This window comes from Streptomyces sp. NRRL S-244, assembly GCF_000717915.1.
GTDB lineage: Bacteria > Actinomycetota > Actinomycetes > Streptomycetales > Streptomycetaceae > Streptomyces.
In genome coordinates, this window is the sequence record NZ_JOCX01000011.1 from 250,330 (window position 1) to 272,284 (window position 21,955).

18 protein-coding genes and 1 riboswitch are annotated in these 21,955 nt (G+C 72.6%); of the genes, 5 read left to right on the forward strand and 13 right to left on the reverse strand.

The window, feature by feature from the left end; genetic code table 11:
• Window positions 1–86: 86 nt before the first annotated feature.
• The 6 genes from IF02_RS0116415 to IF02_RS0116440 all read right to left on the reverse strand — a co-directional run bounded on the left by IF02_RS0116415 (window position 87) and on the right by IF02_RS0116440 (window position 6,738).
• On the reverse strand, window positions 87–1,322 hold the full coding sequence (locus tag IF02_RS0116415; RefSeq protein ID WP_030157552.1) for a histidine kinase: 1,236 nt from the start codon (window positions 1,320–1,322) through the stop codon (window positions 87–89).
• Complete coding sequence (locus tag IF02_RS0116420) at window positions 1,319–3,049, reverse strand: cation acetate symporter (RefSeq protein WP_030157554.1); 1,731 nt, start codon at window positions 3,047–3,049, stop codon at window positions 1,319–1,321. Before IF02_RS0116420 ends, IF02_RS0116415 begins: the two co-directional genes overlap by 4 nt.
• A 115-nt stretch (window positions 3,050–3,164) precedes the next feature.
• Complete coding sequence (locus IF02_RS0116425; protein WP_234318219.1) at window positions 3,165–3,572, reverse strand: hypothetical protein; 408 nt, start codon at window positions 3,570–3,572, stop codon at window positions 3,165–3,167.
• A 39-nt stretch (window positions 3,573–3,611) separates the two neighbouring features.
• On the reverse strand, window positions 3,612–4,523 hold the full coding sequence (locus tag IF02_RS0116430; protein ID WP_030157557.1) for a LytR/AlgR family response regulator transcription factor: 912 nt from the start codon (window positions 4,521–4,523) through the stop codon (window positions 3,612–3,614).
• Between the two features lie 121 nt (window positions 4,524–4,644).
• Window positions 4,645–5,589, reverse strand: a complete 945-nt coding sequence (locus tag IF02_RS0116435) for an SCO0930 family lipoprotein (RefSeq protein ID WP_030157559.1) — start codon at window positions 5,587–5,589, stop codon at window positions 4,645–4,647.
• Between the two features lie 126 nt (window positions 5,590–5,715).
• The gene (locus tag IF02_RS0116440) at window positions 5,716–6,738 is read right to left on the reverse strand and encodes a GDSL-type esterase/lipase family protein (protein WP_234318220.1); all 1,023 of its coding nucleotides are present in this window, start codon (window positions 6,736–6,738) and stop codon (window positions 5,716–5,718) included.
• Between the two features lie 333 nt (window positions 6,739–7,071).
• Between IF02_RS0116440 and IF02_RS0116445 the strand changes: the two genes are divergently transcribed.
• Both IF02_RS0116445 and IF02_RS0116450 read left to right on the forward strand, forming a co-directional pair.
• The gene (locus tag IF02_RS0116445; RefSeq protein WP_030157563.1) at window positions 7,072–8,544 is read left to right on the forward strand and encodes an amino acid transporter; all 1,473 of its coding nucleotides are present in this window, start codon (window positions 7,072–7,074) and stop codon (window positions 8,542–8,544) included.
• 10 nt (window positions 8,545–8,554) lie between these two features.
• Window positions 8,555–9,010, forward strand: a complete 456-nt coding sequence (locus IF02_RS0116450) for an Lrp/AsnC family transcriptional regulator (RefSeq protein WP_007262967.1) — start codon at window positions 8,555–8,557, stop codon at window positions 9,008–9,010.
• A gap of 94 nt (window positions 9,011–9,104) precedes the next feature.
• Here the strand turns inward: IF02_RS0116450 and IF02_RS0116455 are convergent, their stop codons facing one another.
• Complete coding sequence (locus tag IF02_RS0116455; protein ID WP_030157565.1) at window positions 9,105–9,422, reverse strand: WhiB family transcriptional regulator; 318 nt, start codon at window positions 9,420–9,422, stop codon at window positions 9,105–9,107.
• A gap of 92 nt (window positions 9,423–9,514) precedes the next feature.
• Window positions 9,515–10,231 (reverse strand): GNAT family N-acetyltransferase, encoded by a 717-nt coding sequence (locus IF02_RS0116460; RefSeq protein WP_051696254.1) that lies wholly within the window; start codon window positions 10,229–10,231, stop codon window positions 9,515–9,517.
• 322 nt (window positions 10,232–10,553) lie between these two features.
• Between IF02_RS0116460 and IF02_RS0116465 the strand changes: the two genes are divergently transcribed.
• Both IF02_RS0116465 and IF02_RS0116470 read left to right on the forward strand, forming a co-directional pair.
• The gene (locus IF02_RS0116465; protein ID WP_030157568.1) at window positions 10,554–11,354 is read left to right on the forward strand and encodes a carbon-nitrogen hydrolase family protein; all 801 of its coding nucleotides are present in this window, start codon (window positions 10,554–10,556) and stop codon (window positions 11,352–11,354) included.
• 51 nt (window positions 11,355–11,405) lie between these two features.
• Window positions 11,406–13,103: a flavin monoamine oxidase family protein gene (locus IF02_RS0116470; RefSeq protein ID WP_030157570.1), complete on the forward strand. Its 1,698-nt coding sequence runs from the start codon at window positions 11,406–11,408 to the stop codon at window positions 13,101–13,103.
• Window positions 13,104–13,241: 138 nt separating this feature from the next.
• Here IF02_RS0116470 and IF02_RS0116475 read toward each other — a convergent pair whose 3' ends face one another.
• The 3 genes from IF02_RS0116475 to IF02_RS0116485 all read right to left on the reverse strand — a co-directional run bounded on the left by IF02_RS0116475 (window position 13,242) and on the right by IF02_RS0116485 (window position 16,722).
• Window positions 13,242–13,883 carry a DUF5995 family protein gene (locus IF02_RS0116475; RefSeq protein ID WP_030157572.1) on the reverse strand — a complete coding sequence of 214 codons (642 nt, stop codon included), beginning with the start codon at window positions 13,881–13,883 and terminating at the stop codon, window positions 13,242–13,244.
• 152 nt (window positions 13,884–14,035) lie between these two features.
• Complete coding sequence (locus tag IF02_RS0116480; RefSeq protein ID WP_030157573.1) at window positions 14,036–15,421, reverse strand: uracil-xanthine permease family protein; 1,386 nt, start codon at window positions 15,419–15,421, stop codon at window positions 14,036–14,038.
• Between the two features lie 86 nt (window positions 15,422–15,507).
• Window positions 15,508–16,722, reverse strand: coding sequence for an MFS transporter (locus IF02_RS0116485; protein ID WP_030157575.1), 1,215 nt, complete (start codon window positions 16,720–16,722; stop codon window positions 15,508–15,510).
• A gap of 55 nt (window positions 16,723–16,777) precedes the next feature.
• Here IF02_RS0116485 and IF02_RS0116490 point away from each other — a divergent pair, with 55 nt between their 5' ends.
• On the forward strand, window positions 16,778–17,935 hold the full coding sequence (locus tag IF02_RS0116490) for an ROK family transcriptional regulator (RefSeq protein ID WP_051696255.1): 1,158 nt from the start codon (window positions 16,778–16,780) through the stop codon (window positions 17,933–17,935).
• A gap of 107 nt (window positions 17,936–18,042) precedes the next feature.
• Here the strand turns inward: IF02_RS0116490 and IF02_RS0116495 are convergent, their stop codons facing one another.
• Together IF02_RS0116495 and IF02_RS0116500 are read right to left on the reverse strand one after the other, a co-directional pair.
• Window positions 18,043–18,801 (reverse strand): SDR family oxidoreductase, encoded by a 759-nt coding sequence (locus tag IF02_RS0116495; RefSeq protein ID WP_030157578.1) that lies wholly within the window; start codon window positions 18,799–18,801, stop codon window positions 18,043–18,045.
• Between the two features lie 194 nt (window positions 18,802–18,995).
• Window positions 18,996–21,365: a chitinase C-terminal domain-containing protein gene (locus IF02_RS0116500; protein ID WP_030157580.1), complete on the reverse strand. Its 2,370-nt coding sequence runs from the start codon at window positions 21,363–21,365 to the stop codon at window positions 18,996–18,998.
• 279 nt (window positions 21,366–21,644) lie between these two features.
• A riboswitch (FMN riboswitch) is annotated at window positions 21,645–21,774 on the forward strand.
• Window positions 21,775–21,955: the final 181 nt, after the last annotated feature.

Sequence of the window (21,955 nt, forward strand, 5' to 3'; positions counted from 1 at the left end):
ACCTCCCAGACTGTCCCCCGGCTGCCGCCGGGGAAGCCCCGGCAGTCGGTCCGCGCCTCGGCCAGGATGGCATGCCCGGCGCCCGGTCAGTACCGGGGCGGCTGCAGTCCTGGACCCGAACTGTGCACGCCCGCACGGTACTTGGGTATCCGCAGGGAGATCTTCATGCCCGCGCCGACCCCCGTCTCGATCACCGGGCCGTACGCGTCCCCGTACACCTGCCGGATCCGCTCGTCCACGTTCGTCAGCCCGATGCCCGACGAGGAGCCGCCGCGCTCCCCGGCCAGGATCCGGCGCAGCACGGCCGGGTCCATGCCGACCCCGTTGTCCTCGATGGTGATCACCGCCTCGGCGCCCGCGTCCCGGGCGGCGATGGTGATCAGGCACTCCTCGGTGGAGTCCTCCAGCCCGTGCTTGACGGCGTTCTCCACCAGCGGCTGGAGGCACAGGAACGGCAGCGCCACCGGCAGCACCTCGGGCGCCACCTGGAGGGTCACCTTCAGCCGGTCCCCGAACCGGGCCCCGGCCAGGGCCAGGTACTGCTCGATGGACCGCAGCTCCTCGGCGAGCGTGGTGAACTCGCCGTGCCGCCGGAAGGAGTAGCGGGTGAAGTCGGCGAACTCCAGCAGCAGGTCCCGCGCCCGCTCCGGATCGGTGCGGACGAACGAGGCGATCGCGGCCAGGGAGTTGAAGATGAAGTGCGGGGAGATCTGCGCGCGCAGCGCCTTGATCTCCGCCTCCATCAGGCGGGTGCGCGAGCGGTCCAGCTCGGAGAGCTCCAGCTGGACGGAGACCCAGCGGGCCAGCTCCGTCGCGGCCCGCACCAGCACCGCCGACTCCCGCGAACCGTAGGCCACGAGGGCGCCGAGCACCCCGTCCTCGCCGGTGAGCGGGGCGAACACCGCCCATTTCAGCGGGCAGTCGGGGCGGGTGCACTCCGTCCGTACGCTCATGCTGCGGCCGGAGTCCAGCATGAGGGCGACCCGGGCCATCGCCCGCCGCTCGTGGTGGTCGGCGCCCGGCCCGTCCCAGGCCAGCACGGACTGCCGGTCGGTGAGGCACAGGGCCTCCGTGCCCAGCAGCGCGCGCAGCCGCTTCGCGGCCTTGCGGGCGGCGTCCTCGGTGAGCCCGGCGCGCAGCGGGGGAGCGGCCAGCGAGGCGGTGTGCAGGGTGTGGAAGGTGGCCCGCTCCACGGGGGTGCCGAGGTCCAGGCCGGTCGCCCGTTCGCCGCGCCGGGCGTGCCACCGGCCGCCGGCCCAGCCCAGGCCCAGCAGCAGGGCCGCGCCCGCCACCGCGAGGGCCGAGAGCACCGCTCCGGTCACGGAGCACCGCCCGCACCGGCCCCGGTCACGCTCTCCGGCAGGTGCAGCCGGGCCAGCGTCGCCGCCGTCCCCGCCGGGATCCGCGACCGGGTCGCCAGCGATACGAGCACCATCGTCAGGAACCCCAGCGGCACCGACCACGCCGCCGGCCACGCCATCAGCGTGTGCACCCACCCCGCCGGGGGCAGCCCCGCGCGGGTCGCCAGCACCGCGCCCAGTGCCGCCCCGCCCCCGGTGACCAGCCCGGCCACGGCGCCCGGCGGGGTCAGCCCGCGCCACCAGATGCCCAGCACCAGCAGCGGGCAGAACGACGAGGCCGACACCGCGAAGGCCAGCCCCACCGCGTCCGCCACCGGCACGTCCGTCAGCAGCACGCTCCCGCCCAGCGGCACCAGCATCGCCACCAGCACCGCGATCCGGAACGTCCGCACACCGCGCCGCGCCAGGACGTCCTGGTGCAGCACCCCGGCCACCGCCATGGTCAGCCCCGAAGCCGTCGACAGGAACGCCGCGAACGCGCCCCCGGCCACCAGCGCCCCCAGCAGATCGCCGAGCACCCCGCCCACCATCCGGTCCGGCAGCACCAGCACCGCCGCGTCCGCCTCCCCGGTGAGGGCGAGTTCCGGGGCGTAGGTCCGGCCGAGCACCCCGTACACCGGCGGCAGCAGGTAGAAGAAGCCGAGCAGCCCGAGCACCACCAGCGTGGTGCGCCGCGCGTCACGGCCGTTCGGGCTCGTGTAGAAGCGCACCGCCACATGGGGCAGGCCCATCGTGCCGAGGAAGGTGGCCAGCACCAGCCCGTACGTCGCGTACAGGCCGAGCGCCGGCCGGCCCCCGTCCATCGGCTCGGACCAGCGGGCGGTGTCCCGCCCGGATTTCGCCCGGGTCTGCGGAACCCGGGTGTCCGGGGCGAACTCCAGCCGCGCCCCGGCCCGTACGGAGTGCTCCCCGGGCTCCAGCGTCAGCGGGGCCGCCGTGTGGGTGCGCCCGTCGACCTGCCCGCTGACCTTCACCGCCAGCGGCGCGTCCAGCGACAGCCGTACGTCCTCGGCGAGCGTGACGGAGGTGTGCTCCCGGAAGACCGCCGGGGCGTCGAAGGAGGCGCGCGGCGCACCGTCCCCGGCCCAGGCGGCGAGCAGGAAGAACGCGGGCACCAGCAGCGCGGTGAGCTTGAGCCAGTACTGGAAGGCCTGCACGAAGGTGATGCTCCGCATCCCGCCGGCCGCGACGGCCGCGGTCACCACGAACGCGACGACCACCCCGCCCACCCAGTGCGGGGCCCCGGTCAGGATCTCCAGGGTCAGCCCGGCGCCCTGGAGCTGCGGCAGCAGGTACAGCCAGCCCACCCCCACCACGAACAGCACCGCGACCCGGCGCACCGCCTGCGACTCCAGCCGGGCCTCGGCGAAGTCGGGCAGCGTGTACGCCCCCGAGCGCCGCAGCGGGGCCGCCACCAGCGCCAGCAGCACCAGGTATCCGGCGGTGTAGCCGACCGGGTACCAGAGCATCTCGGGCCCCTGGAGCAGCACCAGCCCGGCCACCCCGAGGAAGGAGGCCGCGGAGAGGTACTCCCCGCTGATCGCCGCCGCGTTGAGCCGGGGCCCCACCGTCCGCGAGGCGACGTAGAAGTCGGAGGTGGTCCGCGATATCCGCAGGCCCAGCGCGCCGACCAGCACCGTGACCAGGACGACGACGGTGACCGCGGTCAGCGCGTACGTCTGGTTCAAGGCTCGGTCCTCATCGCCCGGGGCAGGGGGTACCGGAGTCTACGCACGGCCCCGGAGCCCGCAACAGACGCGAACCGGGCCGATCCCACCCCCTCCCACCGGCCGAAAAGGGGTGTCAGCGGGCGGGGTCGCGGTGTTCGGCGCAGTCGCGCAGGGCGATCTCCAGCTCCACGTACGAGTCTTCGGCGCGGCGGAAGGCCAGGGTCAGCGCCGCCTCCGCGCGGGGCGGGAGCTGTTGGCGGACGCCCTCGTTGGCCTCGTACAGGACGTCGGCCCAGCGGGCGGCGGCGCTGCGCAGCCGGGCGAGCAGCAGCTCGGCCTCGGCGGGGCCGGCGGGCGGGTTCCGGGGCAGTACGGCCAACGCGTCGAGCAGCGCCTGGATCTCGGCCATCCGCACCCCCAGCTCGTTCCCGGCGGCTCCACCATAGGTCCGGGGACGGTCGGCCGCGGGCGGCGGGGCCCGCCCTGCGACCGACGGCAGGAGCGGGGCGCCGTACGTCCCGTTCGGTGCGACGAACGGCACACGGGCACGCCGGACGGTCGGCGGCCGCCCGGGCCGTCTCTAGCCGGTCGCCTGGCGCATCAGCAGGTCCCGCAGCTGGCGGGCGTGGCGCCGGCTGACCTGGAGCTCGGCGGATCCGACGCGGACGCTGGTGGTGCCGGCGTCCAGGCGGAGCTCGTCGATCCGGCCGAGGGCCACCAGGTGGCGGCGGTGGATGCGGACGAACCCGCGGGCCGCCCAGCGCTCCTCCAGCGTGGAGAGCGGGATGCGGACCAGGTGGCTGCCCTCGTCGGTGTGCAGCCGGGCGTAGTCACCCTGCGCCTCGACGTACGCGATGTCGGCGATCGCCACGAACCGGGTGACGCCGCCCAGCTCGACGGCGATCTGGTCCGCGGTGCGGTCGGCGACGGTGAGCTCGGGGGCGGGGCGGCGCTGCGGCGGGACGGAGGGACCATGGGGACCCGAGGGCCCGTGGGGGCCGGGGTGCCCCGGGTGACCTGGGAAACCGGTCCGGCCGGCCGGACCGGACCGGCCGACGGTCCCGGCCGGTTCCGCGGCCTCGGGCGGCTGCGCGGCGGACCGGCCCAGCTGGGCGCAGGCCCGGCGGACGGCCTCGCCCAGCCGCTCCGGGCGGACGGGCTTGAGCACGTAGTCCACGGCCTTGAGGTCGAAGGCCTGGACGGCGAACCCCTCGTGGGCGGTGACGAACACGATCAGCGGCGGCCGGGCGAACCCGGCCAGCAGCCGGGCGATGTCGAGGCCGGTCAGCCCCGCCATGTGGATGTCGAGGAAGACGACGTCGATGCCGTCGGGCCCCTCGGGGCCGGTCTCCAGGGCCCGGGTGATCCGCCGCAAGGCCTCGGTTGCGTCCGAGGCGCCCTCGGCGCTCAGCACCCGGGGATCGGAGCCCAGCAGGTAGAGGAGCTCCTCGAGGAGCGGCTTCTCGTCGTCGACGGCCAGTACGCGCAGCATGCGGTGGAGTGTAGGGACGAGCGGGCCGAGGCGGAACGGTGCGCGGCCCGCCTGCCAGGGGGGAGAGGGGCAGGGGGCCGCGCGGTTCCGGGTGTGGGGGATGCGGGGGAGGGGCGGTGGATCAGGAGGTGGTGATCAGCTTGCCGTCGGGGGACACGGCGTACCAGGTGCCGCCGACGCCCTGGCCGTTGATGTCGCCGGCCTTCTTGTCACCGGTGAAGGTGTAGACGGGCCAGCAGTCGATGGCCTGCTGCTTCTTGCCGTCGGGGCGGTCCAGGACCGAGTAGCCCTTCTCCACGATGCCCTTGGCGTTGGCCTTGTCCACCGGGGGCACCACCGGCCACTTGGCCACGCAGTCGCCGGTGCAGTTGGAGGCCATCGGCCAGGCGGTGTCCTTCTTGAACCGGTAGACGGTCATCCCGTTGCCGTCGACGATGTGGTCGCCCAGCTTGGGGTCCTTGGCCACGGTCAGCGCGCCGGTGGCCTCGCCCGCTCCGGCCGGCGCGGGGGCCGCCGCCTTCGCGGCCTTCTTGCCGTCGGGGGCGAAGGCGAACCAGGTCCCGCCGACGCCCTGCCCGTTGGTCTCGCCCGCCTTGGTGTCCTTGCCGAACCGGTACACCGGCCAGCCGGCGACCGTCAGCTGCTTGCTGCCGTCGGTGCGCACGACCTCGCCCAGCAGGGCCGCGTCCATGCCCGCGGCGGCGGTGGCGTCGCCGGCCGGTACGGCGGGCCAGGCCTTCGCGCAGTCCCCGTCGCAGTTGGACTTCGGCGGCTTGGCGGTGTCCTTGTCGAAGCGGTAGAGGGTGAAGCCGGCGCTGTCGGTGAGGAGGGCGCCGATCTGCTCGTTCTGGGCGACCGCCAACTGCCCGGCGCCCTTGGCATCCGCGCCGGCGGCGGTTCCCGCGCCGTAGTCGGAGCCGTAGTCGCCGGCGCCGGAAGCGGGAGCCTGGGACGCGGCCCCGGCCGGCTTCGCGTCGCCCGCCGTGTCGTCCCCGCCGCAGGCGGTCGCCGTCAGGGCGACGACGACTGCGACGGCGGCCAGGGTGGTTCCGCGCTTGATGCCCATCTTGATCTCTCCCACGTGTGGTGTCTCCGTGTCCGCCGCCCGTTTCCGCGGTGCGTCGGCAACTGTGCTCAGGACACGCCCTGTCGGGGTCGATCTGTTCAAGCGGATTCCTGTGGGCTGTTTCACTCACCCGGGACCGAACCCGGAGCGCCGCAGAGCCGTGACCACAGCGAGGCCGAGGACCTGGTGTCCGGAGTCGTTGGGGTGCAGTCCGTCCGCCAGGTGCTCCGGACCCAGCAGGTCACGGCCCGGCAGCAGGGCGAGGCGGTCGTCCCCGGCGGCGATCCGGTCGCGGGCGGCCCGCTCCATCGCATCGCGCAGGGCGCCCAGGGTGGCGCCGAGCCGGTTCGGGGTGCGCTCCGCGTCGGGCCGCAGTACGGGGGAGACCAGCAGCAGCGGGGTCCGCGGATGCCCCTGGCGGACCAGGTCGAGGAACGCGCGGGTGGTCTCGTACAGCAGGGGCGCCGAAAAGGGCACGCGGGACCAGCAGTTGGTGCCGAACGCCAGGGTGAGGACGTCCGCGGGCAGACCGGCGATCTGCTCGGCGGTGGCGAGCTCCCCGCGGGCGGCGCCCGCGTACCCGAGGTTGACCGTGTCCCAGCCCAGCGCCCGCCCGGCGACCGCGGGCCAGCCGTGGGCGGGCCGGGTCGACCACCAGCCCTCGGTGATCGAATCGCCGTGCACCACCCAGCGCGGGCCGGCCGGAGCCGGGGCCACGGCGCCGCCGACCCCGCGCAGGCCGAGGACCAGCGGGGACTGCCCCTCCGGCGGGTGGAGGGTGAACGGGCCGGTCCCGCCCGGCAGTTCGATCCGTACGACGGCCTCCGCGGCCGGGTCGGTCCAGACCTCGCGGACCACCCCGTGCCGGTCCCACAGGGCGAAGCAGTGCGCGAGGTCCCGCAGCGCGTCGGTGGGGCCGGGGACGGTCGCCCGGTAGCGGATCTCCACGGCGTGCGCCGCGTGCGCCGTGAACTCCAGACGCACCCCTATCGGCAGGGTGGCCCGCTCACCGGTGTCCCACGGCAGCCGCATGCCGTCCTCCGGGTCGGCCCGGACCGGGCGCCCCTTGTCCAGCCAGGCGACCCCGCGCAGGAAGGGCCCCGGGTCCAGCCAGTGCGTGGCGGTGCTGTCGGCGTTCACGGCGTTCACGGCGAGCCTCCGGTCGTCGGTCCCGGCGGCATGCTGCGGCAGATCTGACGAGGTGTCAACGGAACGGACAAAGGGGGCGTACGCATTGATCGATCATCCGCGCGCAACAAAGGACCATCCAGGACAGATCCGCGCAACGATCGTGCGGCAATGTGCAAGGATGGTGCATTACGGGCGGTATCACTCAGCTCGTAGGCTCACTCGCTGTACGTGGAGTGGCGCGGACCGCCTGCTCGGCGGTCCCCCATGCCCAGGCTTCTTTGTCTGTGTCCTGCCCCGGACCGCTGCGGTCGATGCCTCAGTCCCCATCCGCAGTGTCAAAGGAGTCCCCTCGTGCTCGAAACCGGCCAGGCGCCACCGCTCACCTCCGAGCCCCGCAAGCCTGTGAACCCTCTGCTGCGCCGCAAGCCGGTCGAGCAGATGGTCGCCGAGGGCGGCCAGGGCGAGGGCGGGAACCTGCGCCGCTCGCTCACCATGTGGCAGCTGACCATGATCAGCATCGGCGCCACCCTGGGCACCGGCATCTTCGTCGTCCTCGGCGAGGCGGCCCCCAAGGCCGGCCCGGCCGTCACGATCTCCTTCATCATCGCGGGCCTGACCGCCCTCTTCTCGGCCCTCTCCTACGCGGAGCTGGCCGGCTCGGTGCCGGTCTCCGGCTCCTCGTACTCGTACTCCTACGCCACCATGGGCGAGTTCATCGCCTGGGTCTGCGGCTGGTGCCTGGTCCTGGAGTACGCCGTCTCGGTCTCGGCCGTCGCCGTCGGCTGGGGCCAGTACCTCAACGAGCTCCTCGACGGGACCATAGGCGTCACGCTCCCCGAGAAGCTCTCCGCCGCCCCGCTGGGCGACGGCGGCATCATCAACCTGCCGTCCCTGGTCGTCGTCCTGCTCGCCATGGTCTTCCTGCTCCGCGGCGCCAAGGAGAGCGCCCGGATCAACACGATCATGGTCGTCGTGAAGATCGTCACCCTGGTGCTCTTCATCGGCATCGGCGTCATGGGCATCAAGTCCGGCAACTACGCCCCGCTGGCCCCGCTCGGCGTCACCGGCATCAGCGCCGCCGCCTCCACGCTCTTCTTCTCGTACATCGGCTTCGACGCCGCCTCCACCGCCGGTGAGGAAGCCAAGAACCCGAAGAAGGACCTGCCCCGCGCGATCATGCTGTCGCTGGGCATCGTCACCGTCCTGTACTGCCTCGTCGCCTTCGTCGCCGTCGGCGCCATGCCGTGGCAGGACTTCGAGGGCACCGAGGCCGCGCTGGCCCAGATCATGACCAACGTCACCGGTGACTCCTTCTGGGGCGTCGTCCTCGCCGCCGGCGCCGTCGTCGCCATCGCCTCGGTCGTCTTCGCCGTCCTCTACGGCCAGACCCGCATCCTCTTCGCGATGTCCCGCGACGGCCTCGTCCCCAAGGTCTTCGCCAAGGTCGACGAGAAGACCGGCGCCCCCCGCGCCAACGTGGTGATCGTCTCCCTCTTCTGCGGCGCGCTCGCGGCGTTCATCCCCCTGGGTGAGCTCGCCAACGCGACCAGCATCGGCACCCTCTTCGCCTTCGCCCTCGTCAACATCGCCGTCGTGATCCTGCGCCGCACCAAGCCGGACATGCCGCGCACCTTCAAGGTGGCGCTGTTCCCGGTCACGCCGATCCTCGGCTTCCTCGCGTGCGGCTACATGATGTACAGCCTGCCGACCGCGACGTGGGTCGCTTTCGGTGTCTGGATGGCCGTCGGCCTCGTGGTCTACTTCCTGTACGGCATCCGCCGCTCCCGACTGGCCACGGCAGAAGTGGCCACAGCAGAAAAGTGATCCACCCGCAGTGCGACTGAACGATCTCGACGAACGCATCGTGCACGCCCTCGCCGAGGATGCCCGCCGCTCCTACGCCGACATCGGCTCCGAGGTCGGACTCTCGGCCCCGGCCGTCAAGCGTCGCGTGGACCGGCTGCGGGCCGAGGGAGCCATCACGGGCTTCACCGTCCGCGTCGACCCCGCCGCCATGGGCTGGGAGACCGAGGGCTTCATAGAGATCTACTGCCGCCACAACACCTCGCCCGACGACATCCGGCGAGGGCTGGAGCGGTACCCCGAGGTGGTGTCCGCGTCGACCGTCACCGGCGACGCGGACGCCCTCGTCCAGGTCTTCGCCTCCGACATGCGCCACTTCGAGCGCGTACTGGAGCGCATCGCGGGCGAACCCTTCGTGGAGCGCACGAAGTCGGTGCTCGTCCTGTCCCCACTGCTGCGCCGCTTCACCTCGGGCGCACCGGCCTGATACGCCCTCGGACACCCCTGCGCCCTCGGACACCCCTGCGCCCCGGCATCCCGATGCCGGGGCGCAGCCGCGTCCGGGGTCCCGCGGGCGGCGTTCAGCGGTGCCCGGCGCTCGCGCGGGCCGTACCGGTGCGGCGGCCGGCGGGCTCCGGCAGGGCCCGGCGCTCCTCCTCCGTCAGGCCGCCCCACACCCCGAACGGCTCCCGGGTCCGCAGCGCGTGCTCCAGGCACGCGGCACGCACCGGGCAGACGGCGCAGACCCGCTTCGCGGCCTCGTCGCGGTCGTCCCGCTCCTCGCCCCGCTCGCCGGCCGGATGGTAGAAGCGCCCGGGGCCCAGGTTCCGGCAGGCCGCGCGCAGCTGCCACTGCCAGTGATGGTGCGCGGTGCCGGGCAGCCTTGAGACGTCGGTCATGGCAGTTCCTTTCCGTGGATTACCGACGCGTCTGACCGCTCTCCGCTCCGCGAAACCTGCCGCCGCCCCACTCCGGCCGTACGGGACCTGCGTCAGGCCGTCGCGTCCGGGGTGCGGACACCCATGAAGTACGGGCGCCGGCGGAGGGTGAAGCCCATCGACTCGTAGAGGGCGATGGCTCCCGTGTTGTCCGCCGCCGCGTGCAGGAACGGGCGGTCGCCGCGTTCCACGATCCCCGCCGCCACCGCACGGATCAGGCGGCCGGCCAGACCGCGGCCCCGGTGGTCCGGATGCGTGCACACCGCGCTGATCTCCGACCAGCCCGGCGGGCGCATCCGTTCCCCCGCCATCGCGACGAGCCGGCCCTCGTGCCGGATCCCGAGGTACGTGCCCAGCTCGACGGTGCGCCGCGCGAACGGCCCCGGCTTCGTGAGCTGGACCAGCTCCAGCATCTCCGGTACGTCGGCCGGCCCCAGCAGGACCGCCTCGGGGGCGGCCTCGATCCGTACCGCCCCACCGTCCAGCTGCACGCCCGGTATCGAGGTCTCGGTCGTCCACCCCGCGGGAGGCGTCGGCAGGCCGGTGATCCAGACCGTCTGGCCCGGGCCGGCGAGTGCGGCCAGATCGGCCCAGGCCTCGGGGTCCTCCGGGTCCGCCATCCCGACGAACGGAGAGGTGTCGGCGACGTACCGCGCCGCCAGGCCCCGGGGTCCGGTCTCGGCGAGGGCGCTGCTCGGGCCGCTCAGGGCGGCCCAGACCGGATTGTCGAGTACGTGGACCGGGGTGGCCGTGTCGATGTCGGGCGCCATGGGGTGGGAGACTCCTTCTGCTGGTGACGACATGCGTGCGGGTCATGCGGATCGTGCGGGTCATGCGGGCCATGCGGATCATGCGGGACAAGGGTCATGTGGGTCAGCATCCGGCGCGGTCGGGTTTATGCCCCGGTCGCCCCGGCAGTCGCTACGCGCCCGCCGACAGGGAGCGAACGGCCTCGCGCAACGAATCTCCGTCCGAGCCGTGAAACGCGCAACGAATCGATGCGCGGAGCGCAACAGTCATGGCTTGTCGACGTCGAACGGGTGAACGTACCTTCAATAGGACCCACTCCCCTCCTGCCACAGAGGTACGCCCATGCCCCCGCTGCGCACCGCCCTCCTCCAGAGTTCCGGACGGCTCGGCGACACCGCCGAGAACCTGAAGGCGCTCGACGAGGCCGCGCAGCGCGCCGCACAGGCGGGTGCCGGGCTCCTCGTGACCTCGGAGATGTTCCTGACCGGCTACGCGCTGGAGGTCCAGGACGTCGCCGCCCTCGCCGAGGCCGCCGACGGCATGTCGGCCCGCGCCATCGGCGAGATCGCCCGCCGCCACGGCGTCGCCGTCCTGTACGGCTACCCGGAGCGCGAGGGCGACACGGTGTACAACGCGGCCCAGCTCATCGGCCCCGACGGGGCCCGGCTCGCGAACTACCGCAAGACCCACCTCTTCGGCTGCTTCGAGCAGGACGCCTTCACCCCCGGCGACACCCCCGTCGTCCAGGCGGAGCTGAACGGCCTCCGCATCGGCATCATGATCTGCTACGACGTGGAGTTCCCGGAGAACGTCCGGGCCCACGCCCTGGCCGGCACCGACCTCCTCCTGGTGCCGACCGCGCAGATGCACCCGTTCCAGTTCGTCGCCGAACAGCTCGTCCCCGTACGGGCCTTCGAGAACCAGATGTACATCGCGTACGTCAACCGCACCGGTCCGGAAGGCGAGTTCGAGTTCGTCGGACTCAGCTGCCTGGCGAGCCCCGACGGGGTGACCCGCACCCGGGCCGGGCGCGGCGAGGAGCTGGTGATCGGCGAGGCCGATCCCGAGCTGCTGCGCGCATCGCGCGAGACCAACCCGTACCTGCGCGACCGCCGCCCCGGGCTCTACGCCTCCCTCGTCTGAGCCCCGCCAGCGCCCTCCCCCCTGCCCCACCCCCGCAAGGAGCCGTACCCCATGACGTCCACGGTGCCCACCACCGCCGTCCCGCACAGCGACGGACAGCCGCCGATCACCATGTTCGGCCCGGACTTCCCGTACGCGTACGACGACTTCCTCGCCCACCCCGCGGGCCTGGGCCAGATCCCGGCGACGGAGTTCGGCACCGAGGTCGCCGTCATCGGCGGTGGGCTGTCCGGCATCATCTCCGCGTACGAGCTGATGAAGATGGGCCTCAAGCCCGTCGTCTACGAGGCGGACCAGATCGGCGGCCGGCTGCGCACCGTCGGCTTCGAGGGCGCCGGCACCGAGGGCCTGACGGCGGAGATGGGCGCAATGCGCTTCCCGCCGTCCTCCACCGCGCTCCAGCACTACATCGACCTCGTCGGCCTGGTCACCGAGCCCTTCCCGAACCCGCTCGCCGAGGCCACCCCCTCGACGGTCGTGGACCTCAAGGGCGAGACCCACTACGCCGAGACCATCGCCGACCTCCCGCAGGTCTACCGCGACGTGTCGGCCGCGTGGAACGCCTGCCTCGACGAGGGCGCCGACTTCTCCGACATGAACCAGGCGATGCGCGAGCGGGACGTCCCGCGCATCCGCGAGATCTGGGCCAAGCTCGTCGAGAAGCTCGACGACGAGACCTTCTACGGCTTCCTCTGCAAGTCCGAGGCCTTCCAGTCCTTCCGCAAGCGCGAGATCTTCGGCCAGGTCGGCTTCGGCACGGGCGGCTGGGACACCGACTTCCCGAACTCCATCCTGGAGATCCTGCGCGTCGTCTACACCGAGGCCGACGACCACCACCGCGGCATCGTGGGCGGCTCGCAGCAGCTGCCGGTGCGGCTGTGGGAGCGCGAGCCCGAGAAGATCGTGCACTGGGCCCAGGGCACGTCCCTGTCCACCCTGCACGAGGGCACCCCGCGCCCGGCGGTGACCCGCCTGCACCGCACGGCCGGCAACCGCATCACGGTCACCGACGCCTCCGGCGACATCCGTACGTACCGTGCCGCGATCTTCACGGCGCAGTCCTGGATGCTGCTCTCGAAGATCGAGTGCGACGACACGCTGTTCCCGATCGACCACTGGACGGCGATCGAGCGCACCCACTACATGGAGTCCAGCAAGCTCTTCATCCCCGTGGACCGGCCGTTCTGGCTGGACAAGGACGAGGAGACGGGCCGCGACGTCATGTCGATGACCCTGACGGACCGTATGACGCGCGGTACGTACCTCCTGGACAACGGCCCGGACGCGCCGGCCGTCATCTGCCTCTCGTACACGTGGTGCGACGACAGCCTGAAGTGGCTGCCGCTGTCCGCGAACGAGCGGATGGAGGTCATGCTGAAGTCCCTCGGCGAGATCTACCCGAAGGTCGACATCCGCCGCCACATCATCGGCAACCCGGTGACCGTGTCCTGGGAGAACGAGCCCTACTTCATGGGCGCGTTCAAGGCCAACTTGCCGGGCCACTACCGCTACCAGCGGCGCCTGTTCACCCACTTCATGCAGGACCGCCTCCCCGAGGACAAGCGCGGCATCTTCCTCGCGGGCGACGACATCTCCTGGACGGCGGGCTGGGCCGAGGGCGCGGTCCAGACGGCGCTGAACGCGGTCTGGGGCGTCATGCACCACCTCGGCGGCTCCACGGACGCCACCAACCCCGGCCCGGGCGACCTCTACGACGAGATAGCCCCGGTCGAACTCCCGGAGGACTGACCCACCCGGTCCCTCCGGCCCCATGACCACGGGCCGCCCCCGCGCCACGAGCGCGGCGGCGGCCCGTTTTCAATGCGCCCGGTCAGGAAGCCGGGGTCAGGGGGTCGGGATCAGGGGGTCGGGGTCAGGAAGTCGGGATCAGGAAGTCGGGGTCAGGAGGCAGCGGCCGACCAGGCCCACGCCGGCGTCCAGGGAGTCCGTGAACTCCTCGGCCAGGTCGGGGGAGCGGCGCAGGGTCCACAGGAGGCGGGCCGCCGACCAGGCGGCGCCGCGGGCGCGGTCCAGGCTCCAGGAGCCGAGCAGGTGGGTCAGCGGGTCCGCGATCTCCAGCAGGTCCGGGCCCGGCATCAGGTCCTCCCGGATGTGTTCCTCCAGGGACACCAGGGTGTCGCCGACCCGGTCGAAGTCCGCCTCCAGGGCCCGTGGTTCGCAGTCCAGGGCCCGGCAGGTGGCCACCACCGCCAGTGCCAGGTCGTGCCCGATGTGCGCGTTGATCCCGGCCAGCGCGTGCTGGAGCGGCCGGACCCCGGGGTGGCGGCGGTACTGGAGCAGCGGGCGCCAGCAGGCCGGGGCCCGGTCCGCCTCCACCGCCGTCAGGTACCGCTCGGCGAACCGCACGCTCAGCGCCTGCGCCCGCCGCGGCGCCGGGAACTCCCCGTGGGAGATGCGCGCGTGGAGGGTCTCCGTCACCGTCAGGTACACCCGGTTGAAGACGGCGACACCGTCCTGCGCGGGGAGCCGCTCGTCCAGGGCGCGCATCCGCGCGAGTACCGCTTCCATGGGTGGCAGCGTCGCAGCCGGCGGTGCGGATCCGGGGAACTTGGCCGTGTGCTTCGCCGGTTCGGGCGAACCCGGACCGCCCGCCGGCTCCCTCAGGGGCGGGTGTCCCGGGCGGCTTCGCCCGCGTCGCCGGTGTCCGCGCCCGCGTCCGCCTACTCCTCCGCGTCGCCCGTGTCGTACGCCGACGTGCCCGAGTCGAGCAGCGGCTCCTGCTGCTTCAGGTGCGCGGGCGCGAAGTACCGCAGCGCGTGGTAGCCCGTGATCACCACGATCGTGCCGAGCGCGATACCGCCCAGCTCGAAGCTGTCCGAGAACTGCAGCTTCACCCCGCCGATGCCGATGATGATGCCCGCCGCGGCCGGCACCAGGTTCAGCGGATTGCGCAGGTCCACCCCGCCGTTGATCCAGATCTGCGCGCCGAGCAGGCCGATCATCCCGTACAGGATGACGGTGATCCCGCCGAGCACCCCGCCGGGGATCGCGGCGACGACCGCGCCGAACTTCGGGCACAGGCCGAAGAGCAGCGCGAAGCAGGCCGCCGCCCAGTAGGCGGCCGTCGAGTAGACGCGGGTCGCCGCCATCACGCCGATGTTCTCGGAGTACGTGGTGTTCGGCGGGCCGCCCACCGCCGTCGACAGCATCGACGCGGCGCCGTCGGCCGCGATCGCCGTGCCGAGCTTGTCGTCGAGCGGGTCGCCGGTCATCTCGCCGACGGCCTTGATGTGCCCGGCGTTCTCGGCGATCAGGGCGATCACCACCGGCAGCGCGATCAGGATCGCCGACCACTCGAACTGCGGCGCGTGGAAGGCCGGCAGCCCGATCCAGTCCGCCTTGCCGACCCCGGAGAGGTCGAGCCGCCAGTGGTCGACGGCCTCCGCCCCGCCCACCGGCGAGTGGATCTTGCCGAAGAGCAGGTCGAAGACCCAGGAGACGGCGTACCCGAAGATCAGCCCGAGGAAGATCGCGATCCGTGACCAGAAACCCCGCAGGCAGACCACGGCCATCCCCGTGAACAGCATGGTCAGCAGTGCGGTCCACTGGTCCTGCGGCCAGTACGTCGAGGCCGTCACCGGCGCCAGGTTGAAGCCGATCAGCATCACCACCGCGCCCGTCACCACCGGCGGCATCGCCGCGTGGATGATCCGCGCCCCGAAGCGCTGCACGGCGAGCCCGGCCAGGAACAGCGCCACGCCGACCACGAACACCGCGCCCGTGACGACCGCGCTGTCCCCGCCGCCCGCCCGGATCGCCGCCGCGACGCCGACGAAGGAGAGGGAGCAGCCCAGGTACGAGGGCACCCGACCGCGCGTGGCCAGCAGGAAGATGGCCGTCGCGACACCCGACATCATGATCGCCAGGTTCGGGTCCAGGCCCATCAGGACCGGCGCGACGAAGCTCGCCCCGAACATCGCCACGACGTGCTGGGCGCCGAGCCCGGCGGTCCGCGGCCACGACAGCCGCTCGTCCGGCCGCACCACCGCTCCGGGGGCGGGGGTCCGCCCGTCTCCGTGCAGGGTCCAGCGCACGCCGAGGCCCATGTTTCCACCACTTCCGTCGAACCGAACGACACCGATTGATCACGCATGCCGGCCGCCGGGGCATGCCCCGGCGGCCGGCATGCATTTTACGGTCGGACAGTCGCCGGTTCCTCCCGGTCCAGGGGTGCGGCCTCGGCCGCCACCGGCTTCTGCCGCAGTACGGCCGCCCCTGCGACCAGCGCGAACGCGAGCAGGGTGACCAGCCCGAAGGACACCACGAGCGAGGTCGCGTCCGCCACCGCGCCGATCGCCGACGGCGCGATCAGCCCCGAGGTGTACGTGATCGTCGCCACGCCCGCGATGGCCTGCGCCGGGGCCGGCCCGCTGCGCGCGGCGGCCGCGAAGGCCAGCGGGACCACCACCGCGATGCCGAGCCCGATCAGCCCGAAGCCCGCGATCGCCACCGCCGGGCCCCCGGCCGTCACCACGAGCACCCCGCCCGCGGTGGCCAGCACCCCGCCCGCCCGGACGGTGCGCACCGCCCCGAACCGGTCCACCACCCGGTCCCCGACGAGCCGGGCGAGCGCCATGGTGAGCGCGAACGCGGTGGTGCAGGCGGCCGCGAGACCGGCGTCCGTGTCGAGCACGTCCCGCAGGTAGACCGCGGACCAGTCCATGCTCGCGCCCTCCGCGAAGACCGCGCAGAACCCGATCGCGCCGATCAGCAGCGCGGACTTCGGGGGCAGCGCGAAGTGCGGCGGGGCCTGTGCCCCCGCGGCGCTGCGCAGATCGAGCACTCCTCGTACGGCGACCAGCCCGGCCGCGGTCAGGACGAGCGCGGCGACCAGGTGGTGCAGCCGGGCGTCGGCCCCGGCGTGCGCGGCGACCGTGCCGGCCGCCGAGCCGATCAGCGCGCCCACGCTCCACATGCCGTGCAGCGAGGACATTATCGAGCGGCCGAGCCGGTTCTCGGTCTCCACGCCCAGCGCGTTCATCGCGACGTCCGCCATCCCGGAGGTCGCTCCGTAGACGAACAGGGCGAAGCACAGCGTGGCCAGGTTCGGGGCGAGGCTCGGCAGGATCAGGGACAGGGTCCACAGCGACAGCAGCGCGCGCAGCGCGGCGCGGGCCCCGAAGCGGTGGTTGATCCGGCCGGCCAGCGGCATCGCGAGCGCCGCACCCAGGGCGGGGAAGGCGAGGGCGAGGCCCAGGGTGCCCGCGCCGAGCTGGGCGTGGTCCTGGATCCAGGGGATACGGGTGGCGAAGGAGCCGGTGACGGCCCCGTGGGTGCAGAAGACGGCGGCGATGGCGAAGCGGGCATGGCGCAGGCGCGCCGGGCTGAGGTCTGTGTCCCCTGTCATGGATTTAAACTATCAGGGACCCTGCCTGATAGTTGATGTGCCGGAGCTACTTAGGATGGGCGCCGTGATTCCTGCCAAGGCCCTGACCCCCGCCGCTCCGTCGCCCGCGTCACCGAGCACGGCCCGGGCCATCAACGACCGCCTGGCCCTGGGACTCCTGCAGGGAGAGGGGCCGCTGACCGCCACTCAGCTCAAGGCGATGACCGGACTCTCCCGCCCCTCGGTCGCCGACCTCGTCGAGCGGCTCACCGACGCCGGGCTCATCGAGGTGGTGGGGGAGTCGGGCGAGCAGCGCCGCGGCCCCAACGCCCGGCTGTACGGGATCGTCGCCCGCCGCGCGTACCTGGCTGCCCTGGACGTACGGACGGACAGCGCGACCGCGGTCGTCGCGGACCTGCTCGGCCGCCCGCTGGCCCGGGCCGCGCTCCCGGTGGACGCCGTCGACGAGGCCGTGACCCGGCTGGAGGCCCTCGCCCGGGAGGCCGGCGCGGACCGGCTGCACACGGTGGTGGTCGGCGCCCCGGGTCTGGTGGCCCCGGCCGGGGAGCTGCGCAGCACCGTCGGACTGCCCGCCTGGCACCGGGACCTGGTGGCGGCCCTCCAGCGGCGGCTGCCGGCCACGGTGGCCGTGGAGAACGAGACCAACCTCGCGGCCCTGGCCGAACAACGCGTCGGCGTCGCCCGGGACCTGGACTCCTTCGTCCTGCTGTGGCTCGGCGCGGGCGTCGGCGCGGCGGTCGTGCTGGACGGGCACCTGCGCCGCGGAGCCTCGGGCGGCGCGGGCGAGATCGGCTTCCTCCCGGTGCCGGGCACCGGCCGACTGCCCTCCGCGACGGACTGCGGCGGCGGCTTCCACGCGCTGGTCGGCCGGGACGCCGTGGCCGCGCTCGCGATGGAGCACGGCTACGCCGGGCCGGTCGAGGAGGCGGTGGCGGGCGCCGCGGGCGAGGCCTTCCTGGACGCCCTGGCCCAGCGGCTCGCCCTGGGCGCGGCCGCCGTCGCGGCCGTCCTGGACCCGGGATGCCTGGTCCTGGCGGGCGGGCTCGGCCACGCGGGCGGCGCCGGCCTGGCGGCCGCGGTCGCCCGCCGGCTGGCGGAGCTGACCCCCGTGCCGATGGAGGTCCGCGCCACCGCGCTCGGCGATCCGGCGGTCCTCACGGGCGCCCGCCTGGCCGCCCGAGAAGCCGCCCAGGCGGACCTCTTCGGCCCCTAGGAGGTGTCTGGCCGCACCCGGCCGGCGGACCTACCGGTCGTCGCCGCCCGGCGTCGTGGCGGCCGCCACCCGCGGCCGGCCGAAGAGTGCGGTCCCGCCGCCCGGCCTCAGGGCCTGCCCTCCGCGGCCCGGGCCGTCAGGAACTCGCCGAAGGTGATCTTGCCGACCGCGTGGGACGGGGTCAGGTTGCCGCCGCGGCGAAAGGCCGCGTACGCCTTCCCCGCCAGCGGCAGCGCGAACACCTTGCGCCCGCGCCCCGTCGCCGCCAGGTACGCCCGGCCCAGCTCCACCAGCGTGTGGATCTCCGGGCCGCCCATGTCCGTGACCCGGCCCGCCGGGGCCGGGACGGCCAGTTCCGCCAACCGGTCCGCGACCTCCTCGACGGCGATCGGCTGTACCCGGACCCCCTTGGGCAGCGGCACCGGCACCACCGGCACCTTCGCCAGCGCGTCGACCAGCATCGCCACCAGGTCGTGGAACTGCGTCGTCCGCAGGATCGTGAAACCCAGCCCCGACGCCTCCAGCATCCGCTCGACCCGGTACTTCACCGTGTAGTAGCCGAACGGGACCACGTCCACCCCGACGATCGAGATGTAGACGATGTTCGTGACCGTCCCGGCCCGCCGGGCCGCCTCGATCAGGTGCCCGGCGGCCACGTCGTCGCCGCCGCGCGGGGTGCTCGCGCAGTGCACGACCACCTCCGCGCCGGCCATCGCCGCGTCCAGCCCGCTGCCGTCCCGCAGGTCCACCGGGTAGTCCTTCGCGCGGCGGCTCAGGACCCGTACGTCGTGGCCCGCCGCCCGCAGCCGGGCGACGACCGGCCGGCCGAGGTTCCCGGTGCCTCCGGTGACGAGAATCGTGCTCATGGTGTCCGTCCCTTCCCCGCGTTCCAGCTTCTCCGGATCCACCACGCCCCGCACCCCGCGGACCGGCCCGCCGCGGGGTCCCGTGTGATCACCGCAGCAGCGTACGAGGGCACCCGCGGCCGGACGTGCGAGGACCCGGTGGCCGCCGGGCCACCGGGTCCTCACGTCTCTTCACCTGCGGCACGTGCGCGGTGTCAGCAGGCGCCCTGGTCCTTCCAGACGCCCCACTCGCCGGTGGTGCCGGGCTCCTCGTTCTGCGTCCACCACTGGGCCTTCCAGGTGTGGCCCTTGTGCGAGACGAGGTTGCCGCTGTTGTAGATCGTCCCCGCGACGTACGCCGGGTTCGTGCAGGTCCCGCCCGGCGGTGTGGTGGGGGGAGTCGTCGGCGGGGTGGTCGGCGGCGTCGTCGGGGGAGTGGTCGGCGGGGTGGTCGGGGGCTGGGTGGTGCCCGGCTCCGTCACCGTCGTGCCGCGCGCCAGGTCCCCGGCGAGGGCGTAGGTGGTGCCGGAGATGTTCACCGTCCAGTTGGAGGGCGTGGAGACCGGCAGGTAGTAGTTGAACGCCAGGTCGACCGAGGCGCCGGGAGCCAGCGTCTGCCACGCCGGGAGCTTCAGCGAGACCCGCTGGAAGTCGCCCTTCAGGCCGCCGACGTTGGTGCCGGTGTGGCCGCCGGCGATCACCTTCGTGCCGAATCCGGACTGGTCGGAGGCGTTGTTCGGGGCCGAGGTCCCGTAGTCGAACTGGAACTCGGTGCCGCCGGGCAGCGTGGTCTTCGTGTTGTTGGTGATCTTGAGCTTCGGGGTGATCGGGTAGTTGGAGTCGCCCAGCTTGAACTCGGTGAACTCCGTCTTGATGTCCACGGCCTGGGCGGGCAGGGCCGCACCCGCCTTCTTCGCGCCGTAGGGGGCCGCCGACTTGAACTTCTCGTACATCAGGGAGGTGAGGGTGTCGCCCGTCTCGTACTGGCCCTTGGCGGCGTTGTACCCGTAGTCGCCCGCCAGCTCCCAGACCATCGTGCCGCCGATGCCCCTGTTCACCACGTAGTCGGCCTTGGCGGCGACGGACTGCTCGTCCTCCGTCGACAGGAAGACCTTCTTCTGGTCGTTCCACAGCCACGGCGCCACCAGCGTGGAGTCGTACTTGCGGGCGTAGGTGCCGGTCAGCGTGGTGTTCGCGGGGAAGCCGTACTTGGTGACGTAGTCGCCGACGACGCCCTTCTCCAGGTTCTTGGCGTGCCACATCGGGTTGGAGCCCGCCGGGGACTCGACCCCGTTGGTGTCCAGGTCGTGCCACAGGTTGTCGATGCCGACCGCGCCGTCACCGCACTTGGTCAGCCCCGCTCCGGCCGGGCAGGTGGTCGCCGGGGCCTTGCCCCACAGGCCGTCCGTGCCGCCCTGCACGTTCTTGAAGCCGCGGGTGTAGTACGGCAGGCCCATGTTGATGCGGCCGGTCGGCATGGAGCCGCGGAAGTAGTGGTAGGCCCAGTCGGAGTTCAGGTAACCGATGCCGCCGTACTGGGAGGTGGAGTAGACGCCGGCGGCGGCCAGTTCGCCGTCCTTGCCGTCGTCGAAGAGCGAGGCGTTCGGACCGACGTACTCGTTCCAGGCGCCGTGCAGGTCGTAGGACATGATGTTGACGTAGTCCAGGTACTTCTGCATCTGGAACGTCTCCATGCCCCGCAGCAGGTATCCGGAGGAGGGGGCGGCCACGGAGAGCAGGTAGTGCTTGCCGTCGGCGGCGCCCGCACGGTCGAGCTTCTCGCGCAGCGACTTCATCAGCGCGGCGTAGCCCTGGACGAGGCCGGCCCGGCGGGCGTTGGAGAGCTGCCAGTCGAGCGGGTTGCCCGCGTCCTTCATGGTGGTCGGGTACTCGTAGTCGATGTCGACGCCGTTGAAACCGTACTTCCGGATGAACTCGACCGAGGAGTCCGCGAAGGTGTCGATGCCGGCCTGGTTGACGGAGCCGTCGGCGTTGGTGGCCATCGAGTAGAAGCCGCCGGAGGCGACGCGGTTGCCGTCGTCGCCGAAGTAGCCGCCGGTCTCGGCCCAGCCGCCGACCGAGATCAGCGTCTTGACGTTCGGGTACTGCTTCTTGAATTTGTTCAGCAGGTTGAAGTGGCCCTTGTACGGGAGGGCCGGGTCCATCTCGGCGCCCGCCACGCCCGGCCAGGTCATCCCGGTGGCGGCGTTGTTCGCGTTGTCGGTGCCGACCGAGATCTTGTTGTCGGAGCCGACGTGGGCGAAGGCGTAGTTCAGGTGGGTGACCTTGGACCACGGGACGTTGTTGGCGAGGTAGGCGGGGGTGCCGTCCTTGCCGGTCCGCCAGCCGGTGAAGTATCCGATGACCCGGCGCTGGTGGTCGGCGCCCATCTTCTCGCGGCCCTCGGAGTCGTAGACGGAGCAGTACGGGACGTCGACGCCGGCCGTCTTGTACAGCCCGTCCGGGCGACAGCTCTCGTTGTCGGCGGCGTGTGAGACGCCTGCCGAGAGCCCGCCCACCAGCAGGCCGGCGATCGCTGCGCCGGATGCCAGGAGCATCGCTCTCGTACGTGTGGGGGACGGCATGGTGCCTCCTGGGGAGGGGAGGGATGGCGGGACACAAGGGACACAACAGGCGGAGAAGTGGTGCGTGTTGGCCCGTGACGTGCGCACATCTGACGGGCTGTCTCCCGGGGAAGATGAAGGGAACGTTAAGAGGACTAGACCACCCCGTCAATAGGTCTGGACCAATAGCGCGCCGACCTGACGGACTCCCGCGCGAGCCCCTCCCTGTGACCCAGGCCACAGCCCCTCACTCGCATGGCCGCCGATCACCCGTGGCAAACTGGCAGCAGTACCAGTAAGCAGCGCACTCCGGGGTCGGTGTAATTCCGAACCGGCGGTATAGTCCGCGACCCGTCCGCAGCCAGCGGCCGGTTGATCAGGTGAAATTCCTGGACCGACGGTGAAAGTCCGGATGGGAGGCAGTGCGCGGCGGGCCAGTCACCGGTACGCCGCCGTCGGCGGTTCATCGGCGCATCCCTGCGGATGCGGCCGGGCGGACCGTTTTTTCGGCCTCGGCGTCCCCGCGTGTGCTGTACCGCTTCATCTGTCGTATCCCGACAGGCCCCGGAGTCCGTGCCCGACGAGGCAGGAGGACCCGGTGGCGAACCACG

Excerpts from the sequence above, each read along its gene's own strand:
- IF02_RS0116430 (WP_030157557.1), bottom strand. The coding sequence starts at position 4,523 with ATGCTGCGCGTACTGGCCGTCGACGACGAGAAGCCGCTCCTCGAGGAG.
- IF02_RS0116435 (WP_030157559.1), bottom strand. The coding sequence starts at position 5,589 with ATGGGCATCAAGCGCGGAACCACCCTGGCCGCCGTCGCAGTCGTCGTC.
- IF02_RS0116455 (WP_030157565.1), bottom strand. The coding sequence starts at position 9,422 with ATGACCGACGTCTCAAGGCTGCCCGGCACCGCGCACCATCACTGGCAG.
- IF02_RS0116460 (WP_051696254.1), bottom strand. The coding sequence starts at position 10,231 with ATGGCGCCCGACATCGACACGGCCACCCCGGTCCACGTACTCGACAAT.
- IF02_RS0116465 (WP_030157568.1), top strand. The coding sequence starts at position 10,554 with ATGCCCCCGCTGCGCACCGCCCTCCTCCAGAGTTCCGGACGGCTCGGC.
- IF02_RS0116470 (WP_030157570.1), top strand. The coding sequence starts at position 11,406 with ATGACGTCCACGGTGCCCACCACCGCCGTCCCGCACAGCGACGGACAG.
- IF02_RS0116475 (WP_030157572.1), bottom strand. The coding sequence starts at position 13,883 with ATGGAAGCGGTACTCGCGCGGATGCGCGCCCTGGACGAGCGGCTCCCC.
- IF02_RS0116480 (WP_030157573.1), bottom strand. The coding sequence starts at position 15,421 with ATGGGCCTCGGCGTGCGCTGGACCCTGCACGGAGACGGGCGGACCCCC.
- IF02_RS0116485 (WP_030157575.1), bottom strand. The coding sequence starts at position 16,722 with ATGACAGGGGACACAGACCTCAGCCCGGCGCGCCTGCGCCATGCCCGC.
- IF02_RS0116490 (WP_051696255.1), top strand. The coding sequence starts at position 16,778 with ATGGGCGCCGTGATTCCTGCCAAGGCCCTGACCCCCGCCGCTCCGTCG.
- IF02_RS0116495 (WP_030157578.1), bottom strand. The coding sequence starts at position 18,801 with ATGAGCACGATTCTCGTCACCGGAGGCACCGGGAACCTCGGCCGGCCG.
- IF02_RS0116500 (WP_030157580.1), bottom strand. The coding sequence starts at position 21,365 with ATGCCGTCCCCCACACGTACGAGAGCGATGCTCCTGGCATCCGGCGCA.